Origin of the sequence: Domibacillus mangrovi (assembly GCF_001906925.1) — a bacterium.
Lineage (GTDB): Bacteria > Bacillota > Bacilli > Bacillales > Domibacillaceae > Domibacillus > Domibacillus mangrovi.
The window spans coordinates 22,632-38,086 of record NZ_MRWQ01000007.1; the positions used below are offsets into that span (position 1 = coordinate 22,632).

Annotated in this window: 19 protein-coding genes; 9 read left to right on the plus strand and 10 right to left on the minus strand. The window is 40.4% G+C overall.

What is annotated here, in order from left to right:
• The 4 genes from BLL40_RS09675 to BLL40_RS09690 all read left to right on the plus strand — a co-directional run bounded on the left by BLL40_RS09675 (position 1) and on the right by BLL40_RS09690 (position 3,133).
• Positions 1 to 708 carry a polysaccharide deacetylase family protein gene (locus BLL40_RS09675; protein WP_159434217.1) on the plus strand — a complete coding sequence of 236 codons (708 nt, stop codon included), beginning with the start codon at positions 1 to 3 and terminating at the stop codon, positions 706 to 708.
• Positions 709 to 1,293, plus strand: coding sequence for a DedA family protein (locus BLL40_RS09680; RefSeq protein ID WP_073711705.1), 585 nt, complete (start codon positions 709 to 711; stop codon positions 1,291 to 1,293).
• Between the two features lie 15 nt (positions 1,294 to 1,308).
• A complete protein-coding gene (locus BLL40_RS09685; RefSeq protein WP_073711706.1) occupies positions 1,309 to 2,427 on the plus strand; it encodes an MGDG synthase family glycosyltransferase in 1,119 nt (372 codons plus the stop codon).
• A 94-nt stretch (positions 2,428 to 2,521) separates the two neighbouring features.
• Positions 2,522 to 3,133, plus strand: coding sequence for a DedA family protein (locus BLL40_RS09690; protein ID WP_073711707.1), 612 nt, complete (start codon positions 2,522 to 2,524; stop codon positions 3,131 to 3,133).
• A 57-nt stretch (positions 3,134 to 3,190) separates the two neighbouring features.
• Here the strand turns inward: BLL40_RS09690 and BLL40_RS18030 are convergent, their stop codons facing one another.
• Positions 3,191 to 3,355: an Lmo0850 family protein gene (locus BLL40_RS18030; protein ID WP_342743120.1), complete on the minus strand. Its 165-nt coding sequence runs from the start codon at positions 3,353 to 3,355 to the stop codon at positions 3,191 to 3,193.
• 169 nt (positions 3,356 to 3,524) lie between these two features.
• Between BLL40_RS18030 and cls the strand changes: the two genes are divergently transcribed.
• A complete protein-coding gene (gene cls / locus BLL40_RS09695; protein WP_083566475.1) occupies positions 3,525 to 4,985 on the plus strand; it encodes a cardiolipin synthase in 1,461 nt (486 codons plus the stop codon).
• 317 nt (positions 4,986 to 5,302) lie between these two features.
• Positions 5,303 to 5,485: an SE1832 family protein gene (locus tag BLL40_RS09700; RefSeq protein ID WP_073711708.1), complete on the plus strand. Its 183-nt coding sequence runs from the start codon at positions 5,303 to 5,305 to the stop codon at positions 5,483 to 5,485.
• Between the two features lie 61 nt (positions 5,486 to 5,546).
• On the opposite strand, the gene BLL40_RS09705 is transcribed toward BLL40_RS09700, so the two are convergent.
• The 6 genes from BLL40_RS09705 to BLL40_RS09730 form a co-directional block, all read right to left on the minus strand.
• Positions 5,547 to 7,100 (minus strand): polyamine aminopropyltransferase, encoded by a 1,554-nt coding sequence (locus tag BLL40_RS09705; protein WP_073711709.1) that lies wholly within the window; start codon positions 7,098 to 7,100, stop codon positions 5,547 to 5,549.
• 12 nt (positions 7,101 to 7,112) lie between these two features.
• Positions 7,113 to 7,508, minus strand: coding sequence for a DUF350 domain-containing protein (locus tag BLL40_RS09710; RefSeq protein ID WP_073711710.1), 396 nt, complete (start codon positions 7,506 to 7,508; stop codon positions 7,113 to 7,115).
• A 27-nt stretch (positions 7,509 to 7,535) separates the two neighbouring features.
• The gene (locus BLL40_RS09715; protein WP_073711711.1) at positions 7,536 to 8,090 is read right to left on the minus strand and encodes a DUF4247 domain-containing protein; all 555 of its coding nucleotides are present in this window, start codon (positions 8,088 to 8,090) and stop codon (positions 7,536 to 7,538) included.
• A 56-nt stretch (positions 8,091 to 8,146) separates the two neighbouring features.
• The gene (locus BLL40_RS09720) at positions 8,147 to 8,818 is read right to left on the minus strand and encodes a PspA/IM30 family protein (protein WP_073711712.1); all 672 of its coding nucleotides are present in this window, start codon (positions 8,816 to 8,818) and stop codon (positions 8,147 to 8,149) included.
• 19 nt (positions 8,819 to 8,837) lie between these two features.
• A complete protein-coding gene (locus BLL40_RS09725) occupies positions 8,838 to 9,347 on the minus strand; it encodes a DUF4178 domain-containing protein (protein ID WP_073711713.1) in 510 nt (169 codons plus the stop codon).
• A 143-nt stretch (positions 9,348 to 9,490) separates the two neighbouring features.
• The gene (locus tag BLL40_RS09730; protein WP_073711714.1) at positions 9,491 to 10,369 is read right to left on the minus strand and encodes a YegS/Rv2252/BmrU family lipid kinase; all 879 of its coding nucleotides are present in this window, start codon (positions 10,367 to 10,369) and stop codon (positions 9,491 to 9,493) included.
• Positions 10,370 to 10,904: 535 nt separating this feature from the next.
• Here BLL40_RS09730 and BLL40_RS09735 point away from each other — a divergent pair.
• The 3 genes from BLL40_RS09735 (at position 10,905) to BLL40_RS09745 (ending at position 12,650) form a co-directional block, all read left to right on the plus strand.
• On the plus strand, positions 10,905 to 11,327 hold the full coding sequence (locus tag BLL40_RS09735; RefSeq protein WP_073711715.1) for a MerR family transcriptional regulator: 423 nt from the start codon (positions 10,905 to 10,907) through the stop codon (positions 11,325 to 11,327).
• Positions 11,328 to 11,362: 35 nt separating this feature from the next.
• Complete coding sequence (locus BLL40_RS09740; protein ID WP_073711716.1) at positions 11,363 to 12,142, plus strand: HAD family hydrolase; 780 nt, start codon at positions 11,363 to 11,365, stop codon at positions 12,140 to 12,142.
• Between the two features lie 82 nt (positions 12,143 to 12,224).
• On the plus strand, positions 12,225 to 12,650 hold the full coding sequence (locus tag BLL40_RS09745; protein ID WP_073711717.1) for a hypothetical protein: 426 nt from the start codon (positions 12,225 to 12,227) through the stop codon (positions 12,648 to 12,650).
• 56 nt (positions 12,651 to 12,706) lie between these two features.
• Here the strand turns inward: BLL40_RS09745 and BLL40_RS09750 are convergent, their stop codons facing one another.
• The 3 genes from BLL40_RS09750 to BLL40_RS09760 form a co-directional block, all read right to left on the minus strand.
• Positions 12,707 to 13,321, minus strand: coding sequence for a PH domain-containing protein (locus tag BLL40_RS09750; RefSeq protein ID WP_073711718.1), 615 nt, complete (start codon positions 13,319 to 13,321; stop codon positions 12,707 to 12,709).
• Positions 13,322 to 13,423: 102 nt separating this feature from the next.
• Entirely contained in the window at positions 13,424 to 14,311 is an 888-nt protein-coding gene (locus BLL40_RS09755; protein WP_073711767.1) for a YitT family protein, read from the minus strand.
• Between the two features lie 177 nt (positions 14,312 to 14,488).
• Positions 14,489 to 15,421, minus strand: a complete 933-nt coding sequence (locus BLL40_RS09760) for a manganese-dependent inorganic pyrophosphatase (protein ID WP_073711719.1) — start codon at positions 15,419 to 15,421, stop codon at positions 14,489 to 14,491.
• Between the last annotated feature and the right edge of the window lie 34 nt (positions 15,422 to 15,455).

The window sequence follows — 15,455 nt, forward strand, 5'->3', positions numbered from 1 at the left end:
ATGAAAATCATTGTACAAACAGCTCTTCTGCTAGCTGCCGCGTGGACGATTATTCCAACTGCAGCGGCACGAACATGCTCAACACATGTGAAAAAACGTGGATATGACCGGAAACAAATCGCGCTGACATTTGATGATGGTCCGGATCCAGTTTACACACCTCTTCTACTTGAGACATTACAGAAATACAATGTACAAGCGACGTTTTTCATTGTTGGGGAAAAAGCAGAACGTCACCCAGATTTGATACGTCGTATACAGAAAGAAGGACACGACATCGGTATTCATAATGACCGGCACATATCCAACTGGCTGCTGTCACCTTCCGCTATGAATCATCAGCTCGTTCGCGCGGCAGAAAGAGTATCTGCTATTACCGGAGAACGTGTTACATTGTACAGACCACCTTGGGGACATTTCAATCCAGTAACATTGTCCAAAGCAAAAAGGTTTGAGACGATTATGTGGACATCCATACCGGGTGACTGGAAAAAAAACATGACTACCCGAAGACTAGCAGATAAATTACGCAATGCCCGGTCAAACGGCGCTATTATTACATTACATGACAGCGGAAACACACTCGGTGCCTATAAAATGGCCCCGCGTATGATGATCGAATCACTTCACCTATTTTTATCCGATGAAGATTCCAGACAATACGAATTTGTTACAGTTACCAATTTGTTCAACAAACAGAGGGCTTAAATGGAATCATTAATCATTACTTATTTATCAAAATACGGATACGCCATCTTGTTTTTATCCGGCCTATTCGGCATTGTAGGCATTCCTGCACCGGAAGAAAGTTTGCTTGTCTATATCGGTATGCTCGCGAAAAACGGTTCCATTTCCTTTGCTTATGCTGTTGCTATTTTAACATCTGGAGCCTTTACTGGCATGCTTATTAGCTACACGCTCGGACGAATGGTCGGACAGCCGCTCCTTGACCGGTATGGTAAATATTTGGGCGTAACGAAAAAGCGGCTTCATAAAACGATGATGCACTGGAATTTATCAAAATCATTATTAGCCGGATTTTTCATCCCTGGTATTCGCCAGTTTAATCCTTACTTCGCCGGTATCACAAAATTCTCCATACCTGTATTTATGGCTCTTTCCGTTTTAGGTTCTTTTACGTGGGTATTGATATATATATCTGCCGGTTTTCTAATAGGTTCATACATTCAAATTAAGCCGATCTATTTAAGTATCGCTGGTGCATTTTTTTTCATCGTCTTTATGATCCGTTTTATTGTAAAGTGGAGAAAGTCATCCTATTCCAGCCGTTAAAGGAGTCAAAACTATATGAAAATCATTGTACTTCCTTTATTCCGCTTGCCTTCGGGTCACCATAAAGCAGCAGAAGCTATTATTGAACGCATTACTTGTATACGACCTGACGCCCAAATTCAAACGGTAGATTTATTAAGCTATTGTCATGAATCGCTCGAAACAGTTGTTTCAAAAATGTACATGCAATGGATTAACAAAAAACCCGAATCGTACAGCAAGTTTTATAAATCATTTATTTATACACCCGAGGGTAAACGAAATGAACAGATGCCCATTCACGTCTGGGATAAATATTTTGAGTTTCGCCTTGCTCGCATCATTGAAAAAGAATGTCCAGATTATATTATTTGTACACACAGTTACCCGTCAAAGCTGTTAAATCATTTAAAACAACTGCGAAAAATGGATGTACCTGTCATTAATGTATATACTGACTTTTTCGTCAGTGATGTATGGGGAAAACAAGGCATCGACTATCATTTTGTTCCTCACCTTGAAGCAAAAAAATGGCTTTCAAAATTCCATGTGCCAGGGAATCGAATTTTTGTAACCGGCATTCCTGTACATCCTTCATTTGAAGTAGAGTACGTGCATTCCGAACATCGTTCTATTCTTATAGCCGGTGGAAACAGCGGGCTCGGTCACCTCGAAAAATTGCTGGACAATTTGCAAGCCGATACACTTTCGTACACGTATAACGTCCTATGTGGTCATAATGTAAAACTACGTGAATTCATTTTATCTCTTGATCATCCACGTATTAAAGCACTTCCTTATATGAACAGCCGGGAAGAGATGAACCGGTATTATGAAGAGGCATCGGCCATTATTACAAAACCAGGAGGCATTACCGTCAGTGAAGTTCTTGAAAAAGAACTGCCTGTTTTTATTGCAGGTACTCTTCCTGGACAGGAAGAATTTAATGCGGATTATTTAAAAAAACGGCAGCTCATTTATGAATTAACCAATGATAGACCGGTTGAACAGCAAATTACAGCGATTATTGACAATGAAATCGAGTGCAATAAATGGAAAAAAAGGATTGACATGTACCGCTTCGAAAAAGAACATTCACTTGAAACAACCCTTGTCAATATATTTGGCAAAGAATCATCTTTAATCCCGCTTTGAATGCGGGTCTTTTTAATGGTGAAGATAAACTGCATAGTGCTATAATTTCATCTTAGGCGTTAAGCGCAAATCTTTTTTCGAGAAAGGAATGGCCATGGAAAATTGGATTATATCAATGATGGAGCAATACGGATTATGGGGTGTCTTTTTTTTAATCGCCCTTGAAAATTTATTTCCACCGATTCCGTCTGAAGTCATTTTAACATTTGGTGGTGTCATGACCGGCTCAACGGATTTGACCGTCACTGGCGTTATTTTCGCGTCAACAGCTGGATCAGTTATTGGGGCCGTTATATTATACGGATTCGGCCTGTTAATTGATGTTGAAAATTTAGAGAAAATTATTGACCGGTATGGCCGTTTTCTTCGTGTCTCAAAAAAAGATATTCATCGTGCGGATAAGTGGTTTGATAAGTATGGTGTATGGACTGTATTTCTTTGCCGAATGGTTCCCCTTATCCGCAGTTTAATCTCTATTCCAGCTGGGATGTCGAACATGAACTTCTTTTTATTTTTAATCTTCACGACAGCCGGAACGCTAATATGGAATACAATCCTTGTGAATCTTGGTGCAACATTTGCTGATTCATGGCATATAATCGTTGAATACATGGATGTGTATTCAAACGTTGTATATGCAATCCTTGCCGTACTGTTTATTGCTGCGATTGTCTGGTACATGAAAAAAATGCGCCGTCGCCCATGAGAAAAAGTCCGGAAACGATTTCCGGACTTTTTCAAATCGCATAACGATTGCCCTTTCTTATCCGATATGATAAGACATGACCATCTTTGCACACCTAGCCGTTTCACAACTGCCCTGTAATGCTTTCCAAAGCTCCAATCTGGATTTAGTTGCTGTTACTTTTACACCAAGCCTGGCAATTTTATCAACTATGTCGCGAGTCCTATCTGCACTCTGCATCATTATCCACCCTTTAATGTTTTTTTGTATATACGTTTTATATAAAAAATTGTTTCACTTTTTTAGATGTATTCTTCTTTTTCCCCGTTTCGCTCATTTCAATTCGGTTTATTCTGATTTTTTTCCTGTATAATAAACAGCAAGAACAATTTGAAACAGGTCGGTGATAAACGTGACAATCGATATTACAATCTGGCCATGGGCTGCCTATATTTTATTCGCATTGAATGTTACATTCGCTGTAGTCATTATTTTCCTCGAACGGCGTGACCCTAGCGCAACTTGGGCATGGCTTATGGTGCTCTTCTTCATGCCTTTTCTTGGCTTTTTTCTCTATCTCGTCTTCGGACAAAATTTAAGCAGAAGCCGACTTTTTGATTGGGATGATAAAAAGAAAGTCGGCATTGAAGAGCAGATTGACCATCAAAAACAAGCCATCAAAGGGAGTGTTTTTCCTTTTGCCAATCCACATACACAGGAAAATGCAAAACTGGTGTATATGCTGCTCAGCCACAATGACGCTGTTTTATCTGAAGATAACAGCGTCGATATTTATATAGACGGTAACGCTAAGTTTGAAGCATTAATAGAGGATATACGCCATGCAAAAGACCATATACACCTTCAGTATTACATCTTCCGCTTTGATGAACTTGGAAAAAAGTTAATTCATATTTTAACTGAAAAAGCACGGGAAGGTATTGAAGTATGTGTGCTTTTTGATGACTTGGGCTCCAGAAAGTTAAGACGGCATCATTTTAAAGAATTAATTGAAGCAGGAGGCGTTGTAGAAGTATTCTTCCCGTCGCCCATTCCTTATGTTAATTTACGCCTTAACTATCGTAATCACCGAAAAATCGTTGTCATTGATGGGCAAATTGGCTACATTGGTGGATTCAATGTCGGGAACGAGTATTTAGGTAAAGATCCATCATTCGGCTACTGGCGTGATACACATTTGCGGGTGAAAGGCAGCGCTGTCCATTCGCTTCAGACACGCTTCATATTAGACTGGAATCAGGCGTCAAAACAGTATGATTTTATATATGCTGAACGACTTTTCCCTGTGCCCACAACAAAAGGCAATGTCGCACTTCAGGTGGTCACAAGTGGCCCAGACTCTGAATTGGAGCAAATTAAAAGCGGTTACTTTAAGCTTATTACAACAGCTAAAAAGTCCATTTACATTCAGACCCCCTATTTTATTCCAGATGCAAGCATTTTAGATGCACTTCGGATCGCAGCGTTGTCCGGGGTTGATGTGAAAATTATGATTCCAAATAAGCCTGATCATATGTTTGTGTACTGGGCAACATACTCATATGCGGGTGAGCTTATGAAAGCCGGGGCAAAAATTTACATTTATAATAATGGATTCATTCATGCAAAAACGATTGTCGTAGATGAACAGTTAAGTTCGGTCGGTACAGCTAACATCGATGTGCGCAGCTTTCGATTAAATTTTGAAGTGAATGCGTTCATATATGATTATGAAAGCGGTCAAGCATTGGCAAAAAATTTTATGGATGACATGCTCGTGTCGTATGAATTAACACCTGAATTATATCATCAGCGACCTTTGATAATTAAGTTTAAAGAATCTATTTCTAGATTGCTTTCTCCAATCCTTTAAAAAAAAGTAAATTAGCTTCTTTTTATTTTTTTGTGACAAATATGTAAATATGTTTTGAATTTTCTGTGAACATGTAGTATGATATCTTTACAAACTACTTAAGGAGTGATTGATATGGATCGAGTATTGACAAAGCGTTTAAATAAACAAGGACTTATTTTTGCGGCGGTCCATACGATATTTTTCCTTAACCTCGCAATCGAGTTCATTGTATCTTCTTAATTTTTAAAAATAATCATGGGTACACTGCTCACTGCAGTGGCCTTTTTTATTTTGCACATGTAAAATAAAAGAAACAGCTTAAAGGCGGGATTCTGATGAAAAAATCACAAATCGAATATAAAATTGCCGAACTTAAAATGGATTACATGCGTGTACAAGGTGATATTGAAAAATTAGAGTCAACTGGGCATGGCACAACAAAAGCAGAAGAATTGTTGATAGCAATGGAAATAGAATTGAAAGCCTTAAATGAACAGCTGCTCGCAGCGACAGAATAACAAAACCTTGATTTTAATTTGGTCAAAAAAAGAGCTGCCTCACTGCCTGAGGCGGCTCTTTTCAATAATAACGCCACGATTTTTCATAGACTTCAATTAAATTCGGACGTATTAATGTATTCGGTTTTAACGTCATAGGATGGCCGTTCTCATCTTCTATAAGAGCATCCTCATCTTTGCCGAATTGTGCTAGACCTGGCAGCATATCCGTCGTTAAATATCGCGTGTCGTCCATAATACTCAGTTGAGATAACTGTACAGGTTTACGCGATGCTAAAATAAATCCCCACCCGCCAAAGCTTGGAATATCAGCATGTAAATTTTCCGTTTTCAACCCCGTTTCTTGAATTGTTTTATCAATCGTCCAGTATACTTCCGGCGCAAAAACAGGGCTTGTCGCCTGTATCATCGAAGCACCATCTGGCTGCAAATGATTACGGATAAGTGAATAAAATTCCTGCGTATACAGTTTATTGAGCGATTCATTATTTGGATCCGGTAAATCGACGATAATAACATCATATAAACGATCCGCTACTTCAAGAAACTGAAAGGCATCGTCATTCACTACTTTTACACGACTGTCATCAAGTGAACCTTCATTTAGTTCCGTCAATAAGTGATTCGTTCTCGCCTTTTCTGTCATTGCTGGATCAAGATCGACGAGTGTTACCTTTCCCAAATCTTCATATTTCAACAACTCCCTTACGGCAAGCCCGTCGCCACCGCCCAGGACAAGTACATCATTATGGCGCGTAGCCGCGGACATAACTGGATGCACAAGTAGTTCATGATATCGATGCTCATCTGAAGAGCTGAACTGTAATTGCCCGTCTAAATAAAGACGTGTATCCCCCTGCTCACGCGTCAAAATAATTTGCTGATACGCTGTCTGCTCGGAAAGCACGATTGGATCATGATACAATTTTTGTTCAAAATGAAAAGCTGCTTCTTCTCCAAATAAGGCACCTGCAATTAAAATAAGCAATAATACAACACCTGATGCTGCATGTAACATGAAACGTTTCAATTCTTTTTTAAAACGGAAGACAATCCAAAGTGCAACTGTCACATTAATAAGAGCGACGAGAAACGATGTTTTAACTAAACCAAAGTATGGACGGAGTAAAAATAAAAAGAGCAGCCCGCCCACTAACCCGCCGGCATAATCAGAAAACAGTACTTTCGCCGCGCTTTTTTGCAATGAAACACCAATTTCACTTGCTTTCCGAATTAAAATTGGCAATTCCACACCAGTCAATGTTCCAACAAACAATGTAACGCTATATAAAAAAAGGGCATCAGTCCCATCTGGCAAATAAGCCGTTACACCAAAAAGCAGCATCGCTGAAAAACCGCCAACAAGGCCGATGCCGTATTCAATCCAAATAAACGATGCAATCAAATGATTCGTCATTTTTTCACTTACATAAGCGCCGATGCCCATTCCAGTCAAAAAAAGGGAGATGGTGAGCGTATACTGCTTCACTCCATCTCCTAAAATGTACGAACCGAGTGCACCGAACAGCACTTCAAATATAATTCCGCAAATCGATACGATACCTGATGCGTAATATATTGATCGGCTTTGCCGGATGGATTCCTGTTCAGTCATGTGAGCACCGCCTTACGAGATCGAGGCGCCAATAACAAACGCCAGGCCAATGGAAACAGAAAATGAGACAATCCCTACTGCTAGATTTCCCTCTTTCAACTGCTCTTCCACTGAAAAATTTCTTGTGAATAGTTCAAATAAAACATAAGCTACTAATTGAAGCACCATTCCGAATAATCCCCAGTATACCGTCTCTAAAATCGTATCGTTGTGGATAATAGAAAACGTAAGAATGATGCATATACCGATCATTTTTCCGCCAATCGACAACGCAACCGCTGCATTGCGGCCTTTAATTTCATCCCAATCTTTATACTTTCTCGTTATTTGTTCAAAAATCACCAAACCTACTACTACAACTGCAATGGCCATCGCATAATATAAAAACGTCAACAAAAATGGGTTCACAAACGAATCCCCTCTCTTAATATACTATTACTTGCCTGATCCTGGGCCGCCGCCTCGAAATACAGAGCCTCTTCCGTATGTACTAGATGAAAACGAACCGTAGTATCCACCGCCTGAGTAACAATCATCGTTACGTTGACGGCACTTGTTCGACTGCTTCCTCTCCCAATTTGAACCGAAACGGCCATTTAAAAACGAGCCAAGCAGCATACCGGAAAAGAAACCGGGATTGTAATGCGTACGGACAAACTCATCTTCTGCTACTTCAACAAGTGTCGATCCTGGATTGTCTGGATCTTCTGTTAAAATAATAAACTCGTCATCATAGACGAGCACTTGCCTGCCATCTACTTCTTCACCGATTTGTTCTGGTTTCTGTACTTCGATCAACTCTGCTGCTGTATCCGAGACACTTTTATTGACCCGGTATACAAGTGCACGGTCGTTTGAACTCGTGCTGTTTTGAACGGCGTCGATGAACGTATAATTTTCATCAATATAATCATCCGCCTCTGACAATCCGCATGCAGCAAGAAATACAACAAACGCGATCGTTCCGGTTAACCATCCTTTTTTCATCATAACTGAAACACTCCAAATGAACAGAAACGGCCCCCAGCTGTACGGGCCGCAGTTCCTTATTCTTTTCCGAGCTTTTGTTTAAGTGCGGCCAGTTCATCATCAACGGCACTGTTTTTCTTCAAAGCAGCCAGTTCATCATCAAGGCTACGCGACCCCGCACGCAAATCTTCTGATGTTTCTGCTTCTGCTTCATACTGCATCACTTTCTCTTCCATCCGTTCAAAACCGCGGCGTGATTCATCACCGCCAACGGATGACATTGCACGGTTCATTTTTGTTCTCGTTTTCGCAGATTCTGCACGCGCTTTTAACGAATCTTTTTTCAAGCGCATTTCCTCATACTCACGCTTCATTTCAGACAATTTGTTGCGCAGGTTCGCGACATCTGATGCTGCTTGTTCATGCGCGGCATACATGGAGTCTGCCTGCTGAGCGTGAATATTTTTATCCTCAAGCGCACGGCGTGCCAAACCTTCATTGCCTGCTTCAAGAGCGTCAATTGCTTGCTGCTGGCGCTTTTTCACCATACTGTTTGCATCATCATATTTCTTTTTCAACATTTTTTCATTCGCCATTTGTTTCGCTACAGCTGTTTCCGCATCTCGAATATCTGCCGCCATTTCCCGCATAAATTGATCAAGCATTTTAATCGGATCTTCTGCTTTTTCAAGTGCCGCATTTAGCTCTGACCCTACATATGTCTGTACACGCTTAAAAAATTGAAACATTTTATCTCCTCCAATTCGTTTAGCTTCCTGCCAAGATCGTCACTTCATATTCTTCAATTTCATATCCGTAACTAACTTCCACATCGCCGCCCCACACTTCAACCGATAAATAATGTTCTCCGGAGTCGTCCGCATAGTCGTAATAGTCCACATTTTTCCCATGGACGTTCTCACTTCGGCCTTCACCTTTTACATATGCCTTTCCCTGCTCTTCTAAATAATACGCGCACCCGTTATACGTCACTTTTCGCGCACCCGGTTCAAGCCCCGGCAGACGAATCGTTTCATACATCCCCACCTCAATCTCATCATCAAGCTCAACGCTGAGCCAAAGCGCTTTTCCGTTTGCCGCCAACTGGTACGCATCCCACGTATAACCGCTGTCATTGTAATGAATCTTGCTGGTCACTTCATAATCAACAAGATCATATGTGACAAAATCGCCTACACGTATATTTAAAAGTGTACGATCTTTCGTTTCGGGAATTTTTTCATCTGCTCCTTTGAACAGACGCTTTAAAAAACTCATTTGTTTCTCACCTCACATATGCATACGCACAAATTATCCCATAGTTTCATTTTTTTGAGTATATTAAACAATACTGCATTAAAAAGACGAAAACAGTGGAATTGTACCCATTGTCATTTACAAAACCGAGCAGACCATCTGTTTTAAGGCGTAAAAATATTCAAATGACCTTGAAGCACATGTAAATTAAACGGAACAGTATCCGCCATATCACCGTCCACATTCGCTTTCAACTTCAGTGATGAATTGATTTTTAATTTTTTTGATGTGAAGTATATGACATCTGGATCTTTTTGGAAGTCTCCTTTTAATAAATTTGCTCCAATCCGAAGCAATTTGGGCAGTGCCACATCTTTCACGATAAAGCAGTGAAACTTTCCATCGGCTACTTTTGCATCAGGTGCGAGCTTTTCAAAACCAGCGACCGAATTCGTTAATGCTGCTAAAAAAAGAAGCGATTCTTCTTCATATGTGCCGCTATCTGCTTCCACTGTAACCGTAAATGGTGTTTTGTCCTTTAATGTTTTTAACCCTTCGATAATATACGCAAGCGATCCCATTGATGTTTTTTGTTCAGATGTGACTTCACCGGTCGCTTCAGCAATGCCTCCTAGTGCTAAAATATTCAAAAAACAACGGCCATTGATTTTACCGATATCCGCCAATTTCGTTTTGTTGCCCAGCACGTCAATCGCTTCGACCGGATCGATTGGCACATTGAGGGCACGTGCAAAATCGTTCACTGTTCCAAGAGGGATCACACCCACCTTAGGACGATGTGGGTGTTCGGCAAGGCCATTGACTGTTTCATTCATCGTCCCATCACCGCCCATTGCAACAACGGCATCATACTTTGAATCACACGCGTCTTTTGCGAAGCATGTCGCGTCTCCTTTCCCTTCTGTCAAACGTATATCAACGTTATATCCCAATTTTTCAATCCGTTCCTTTATTTGATCAATGTGTTCCTTTGCTTGTTCCTTTCCTGATGATGGATTCACAATAATCATCGCTTTTTTCACTGCGGGACCCCCTGTTTTTTCGATTTACGATTACGGGAAAAGTGACCGGTGCCTAGTTCAGCGTTTAATCGTTGTTCCATTTGTTCGAAATTTTCTTTCGTCACAAGTGAATCATCTTTCGATCAGTTGACATTATAAATGAAAGAATATCGGTTGATTTCGGCAACTCGGCATAGATGGCTTTTATGTTATATTGCTTTATGTAAGACCACTTTATCCCGTAGTAACGGGCAGTAAGACCCCCCGTTTCAAGACTTCGAAAAGAAAAGAAGGATAAGTGGGGATAGCGGGAAACGCAGACTAAGATCGTCACGTCCTGTGACAACGTCTGCATCATTCACATCCTGTGAACCTAACCCCCACTGAATGAAGTTTCACTTTATTAAATTCATGCTTTTTCACCTAAGCATGGTATACCCAAAAATTGACGAAAAGAACATCGTCATGTGTGCTTTTTCGCTAAAATTAGTGAAAGGAATATACAAGCGGACGAAGAAAGAGTTTAAAGATAACATTAGGAAACGGAGGGCTAACATTGGCTGGAAGGTACAGTGCAAAAGAAGTTGCAGCAGCGCTTGAGATCAGCCTGTCGACGCTTAGCAAATATGTGATGGCTCTTGAAGCGGCAGGGTTTCGATTTGAAACAGGCAAATGCAATGCACGGCTATTTGATGAAAAAGAGCTGGCAACGCTCCGACGCATGATCGAAACCGCTTCTTCCGAAAAATTGCCCCCAGGTCAAGCAGCAAATCTTATTGGACAAAACGCATTTTTTTCAGTTATTGACAACCGCCTTTGTGCACTTGAAGAACAGCAAGCACATATACTAGCGATGCACACAGAACTGGCTGAAAAAATAGCTCGGCTTCCGACCCAGCGTGTTCCCGATTATACACCGCCTCCTTTTTTATCTTTTCCGCGTCAAAAAGGAGGATTTTTACGCTTTTTGTCGAAATAGCACCTAGACTACGCATATATGAAGGAGACAACATTTTGAAAAAAGTACTATTCTTTGACCTCGATGACACACTTCTCAACGATAAAAAAAGCATTCAAACGGCATTTGACGTAACGTGCGGTGAGATTGCCGAAAAATATGAAAAAGATGCTGGAGAGATTGAACAGCATGTCCGTACTGCTGCTCATGCACAATATGAAACGTATTCTTTTTATCCAGTGACGGTTTCTATTGGCATTAACCCATTTGAAGGACTATGGGGTGATTTTGGTGACGTTCATTATAGTCCTTTCCGTGATATGGGTGAAAACATTGCGGATTATCAGCTAAAAACGTGGAAAAATGGTCTATCTGCAGCAGGTATCCCTTCTTTTGAAGCCGAATGGGCACGTGAGCGTTTCCGTTCCGTTCGCCGCGAATCACCATTTGTCTATGAAGAAACGTTCACGGTACTTAATGAACTCCGTGAAAAAGGGTACCGTCTTCTTTTATTAACAAATGGAGCGCCTTCCCTTCAGTTAGAAAAATTAACGATGACTCCGGAGCTTGTCCCTTATTTTGATTATATTTTAATTTCGGGCCATTTCGGGTTGGGCAAGCCGGAAAAAGCAATTTTTGATCATGCGCTGAAACTAATGAATGTCGAAGCGGAAGACGCCCTTATGGTTGGCGATAATCAAGGCACGGACATTCTTGGTGCAACACGCGCCGGCATAGAGTCTGTCTGGATTAATCACGGTGAAGGCAAAATCATTGATGGAGCGAACCCCCACCATACGATCAGCCGCTTAAAAGAAATTTTGACGATCGTATAAAAAAAGTTTATTCTTCTCTGTAAATGGGTATCTGAATTAAAAAAAGAGAGAGACCTGTTTAACAGGCAGAGGAGAGAAATAGATGAATAAGCATTTTGAACCGTCCAAATTGGACATTAAAATTTTTGATCAGAAAGATAGCCGCCCGTTTTTAGAGAATGTGATGATGGATAAAGAAGTATATGAACTTCGCGACGACACGATGAGAACCCCGCTTGAAAAAGCAGAAGTCTTTGAACAGCTGCTCCAAACGGAAAATGCTTGTGAGCTGTGGATCGTCCCGGTAACAGAATCAACGTCTTCATTTACACAGACACTGTCAGAAGAAAAGACATCAGCTCTTTTCAATATGCTGTCATCAATCCGTGAAAAGGTTCAGCGCGACCGTACTTTTTTAGTCGTTGGCCCCGACTGCTCTAAAAATATAACCGGTAAAGTTGAACAACTGGGTTATACCGTTGTTCCATGTAAACAATCTGAACTTGAATCTCTGACAGTCAAATATTAAAAAGCGATGAACTCTCTGTTGAGCGTTCATCGCTTTTTTTGTGAATGCATTCCTATTTAGTTATTAATATACTTTTCAAACACTTTCCCAAAGTCTTTCACACGGTATCTTGAACTTGATTGCACTAACCAGTTAAATGCATAATTATTTATTTTTTCAAATTCGCCCGCTAGATCAATTTGCGTCTTCGTAATATGTTGTACGCTATTTGCTGACATATTAAGACTTTGCTGAGAATAGCCTAGATACATCTCATTTTCATGCTGCATTTCAGCAATTTTCAATAATGCCTTATACAAATCTTTTAATTCTTCCAGATGCTTTTTGTGCACGTCGATTGAATACGTTTCATTGCCGAGTGTAAATTTAATTTCCACATCAAGGTCAACCGTACCCGCTGTCTCAAGCATGACATTTGAGATGCGATTCGTGACATAGTTGAACCGGCGTAGCATTCTCTTTTTGCTAACAGCATTCGCACCATCAACGTGAACGAGACCGAGATTCGTGAAGCAATACTCATCTGCTTTTGATTTAATGAGAAAATAAATCTTCTCATTATCTTCATGCATGATGTAGTCATCTGCATCTACCTTATCGTAATCCGCTGGTTTAATCACCGCTCCCACATCGCTCAATCCGAGCATGTCCGCTGCTACTTTTCCAAACATAAAGCCCCATCTCCTTTTTTATACTGTATGTGAATGAATACGCTTTAAACATTTAAACGTTTCATTATTTGTATTAATGGACCCAATCTGGAATATTCCTCTTTAATGAATATTTCTTTTCTTAAATCTTCCCCCGCGCACTTCTGCAATATCCCCTACCGCGAGAAATGCACTATCGTCCATATCTTCTACGATCGATTTTAGTTTCGCTTCTTCAAGGCGGTTGATCACACAAAAAATAACTTTTTTATGATCACCCGTGTATGCGCCTTCACCGTTCAAATAGGTCACACCACGTCCAAGACGGGCAATAATTGCTTCTCCAATTTCCTGGTATTGATCGCTAATGATCCATACTGATTTCGATTCATCAAGGCCTTGAATGACAACATCAATTGTTTTAAATGCGATAAAATAGGCTAGAACAGAATACATCGCCCGGTCCCATCCGAATACGAATCCACCCCAGGTAAAAATAAAAATGTTAAAAAACATGACAATTTCCCCTACGGAAAAAGGCAGTTTTTTATTAATTAAAATGGCCAGAATCTCTGTCCCATCAAGCGATCCTCCATAACGAATAACAATGCCGACACCCGCTCCAAGTGCCAGACCGCCAAATACTGCTGCCAATAAAATATCCTCTGTAAAGGCCGGGATAGGATGGAAAAAAGTGGAGGCAATCGATAAAATCGCGATACCGAAAACTGTCGATAGCGCAAATGTCTTTCCGATTTGCTTATAGCCGAGGTAAAAGAAAGGAATATTTAATAGGAATAAATACAGACCAAGCTTCACGCCTGTCAATTTCGATAAAATAATAGAGATCCCTACAATCCCACCATCCATAATCGAATTTGGAACAAGAAAAATTTCAATTCCAACTGCCATCATAACTGCACCGATAAAAATAAATAGGATTCGCTTAATCAACCTTCTGAACGTCAATCTTCGATGCTTTTTTTGAAGCAAACTTTCCTGTTCCGTCATTGGTTCATTATCCATGCACCCACGCTCCTACACTCTGTTTCTTTTATTATAACTATTTTTTACATAAAACAAAAGCGACTCAATTGAAAGCGTTCTTAATTTTCCAGGCAAATATTCTTCTTTCCATAAAAAACCCTTCCGAAAAGAAGATTCTTTTGAAAGGGTTAGATAAAGAGCTTATTTCACCTGCAAAATTTCAGTTAAAACCGGAACGATTTGTTTTTTACGTGATACAACACCCTTTAGAAGGGCCGTATTGTTATCGAGCTTCACACTGTATGCTTCTTCAACAGCAGATGCTTCCGTCCCGATGGCAATCGCAACCGAATCGCTGTTTAAAATGTCCGTAATGACGACAAGGAATAAATCCAATGTTTTTTCATTAATCGCATTTGTCACCGCTTCTTCCAGATCTGCTTTAAGGGCCAGCACGTCCGCTGGATCAATCGCATTAATCTGAGCAATCTCAACCTTTTTGCTGCCCATTGGAAATACTTTTGCATCAATTGAAATAAGCTCTGCAGCTGTTTTGCCGCTTAAATCAGCGCCTGCTTTCAACATATCAAGACCATATTCGTCTACGTTTACACCAGCAATTGTAGCTAATTCTTTCGCTGCTTTTACATCTTCTTCTGTGCAAGTCGGTGATTTAAATAAAAGAGAATCGGAAATGATCGCAGATAGCATTAAGCCAGCGATATTTTTTTCAATTTCCACACCATTTTCTTTGTACAGTTTATTTAAAATCGTTGTTGTACAGCCAACCGGCTCAGCGCGATAATACAACGGATCAGCCGTTTCAAAGTTTGCGATACGGTGATGGTCGATGACTTCTAGCACTCGCACGTCGTCAATATCGTCAACACTTTGCTGGCGTTCGTTATGATCGACAAGAATAACCGTTTCGACTTCCGTTGCTGCTTTTTCGATTAAACGTGGTGCTGCTGTATTGAACTGTTTCAATGCATATTCTGTTTCACCGTTTAGATCGCCAAGACGGACTGCTTCTACGTCAAAGCCTAGCTTTGTTTTCAAGTCTGCATAAACAAGTGCAGAGCAAATTGTGTCAGTATCCGGATTTTTATGGCCGAAAATAAATGTTTTTCCCATGTGTTTCCCCTCACTTTATGTATAATGTTCCGTT

Bases quoted from the DNA above. Each gene is read 5' to 3' on its own strand.
- BLL40_RS09705 (WP_073711709.1), bottom strand. From the start codon at position 7,100: ATGACTGAACAGGAATCCATCCGGCAAAGCCGATCAATATATTACGCA.
- BLL40_RS09720 (WP_073711712.1), bottom strand. From the start codon at position 8,818: ATGTTTCAATTTTTTAAGCGTGTACAGACATATGTAGGGTCAGAGCTA.
- BLL40_RS09685 (WP_073711706.1), top strand. From the start codon at position 1,309: ATGAAAATCATTGTACTTCCTTTATTCCGCTTGCCTTCGGGTCACCAT.
- BLL40_RS09760 (WP_073711719.1), bottom strand. From the start codon at position 15,421: ATGGGAAAAACATTTATTTTCGGCCATAAAAATCCGGATACTGACACA.
- BLL40_RS09675 (WP_159434217.1), top strand. From the start codon at position 1: ATGAAAATCATTGTACAAACAGCTCTTCTGCTAGCTGCCGCGTGGACG.
- BLL40_RS09690 (WP_073711707.1), top strand. From the start codon at position 2,522: ATGGAAAATTGGATTATATCAATGATGGAGCAATACGGATTATGGGGT.
- BLL40_RS18030 (WP_342743120.1), bottom strand. From the start codon at position 3,355: ATGATGCAGAGTGCAGATAGGACTCGCGACATAGTTGATAAAATTGCC.
- BLL40_RS09680 (WP_073711705.1), top strand. From the start codon at position 709: ATGGAATCATTAATCATTACTTATTTATCAAAATACGGATACGCCATC.
- BLL40_RS09700 (WP_073711708.1), top strand. From the start codon at position 5,303: ATGAAAAAATCACAAATCGAATATAAAATTGCCGAACTTAAAATGGAT.
- BLL40_RS09750 (WP_073711718.1), bottom strand. From the start codon at position 13,321: ATGTTTGGAAAAGTAGCAGCGGACATGCTCGGATTGAGCGATGTGGGA.
- BLL40_RS09745 (WP_073711717.1), top strand. From the start codon at position 12,225: ATGAATAAGCATTTTGAACCGTCCAAATTGGACATTAAAATTTTTGAT.
- BLL40_RS09725 (WP_073711713.1), bottom strand. From the start codon at position 9,347: ATGAGTTTTTTAAAGCGTCTGTTCAAAGGAGCAGATGAAAAAATTCCC.
- BLL40_RS09755 (WP_073711767.1), bottom strand. From the start codon at position 14,311: ATGACGGAACAGGAAAGTTTGCTTCAAAAAAAGCATCGAAGATTGACG.
- BLL40_RS09715 (WP_073711711.1), bottom strand. From the start codon at position 8,090: ATGATGAAAAAAGGATGGTTAACCGGAACGATCGCGTTTGTTGTATTT.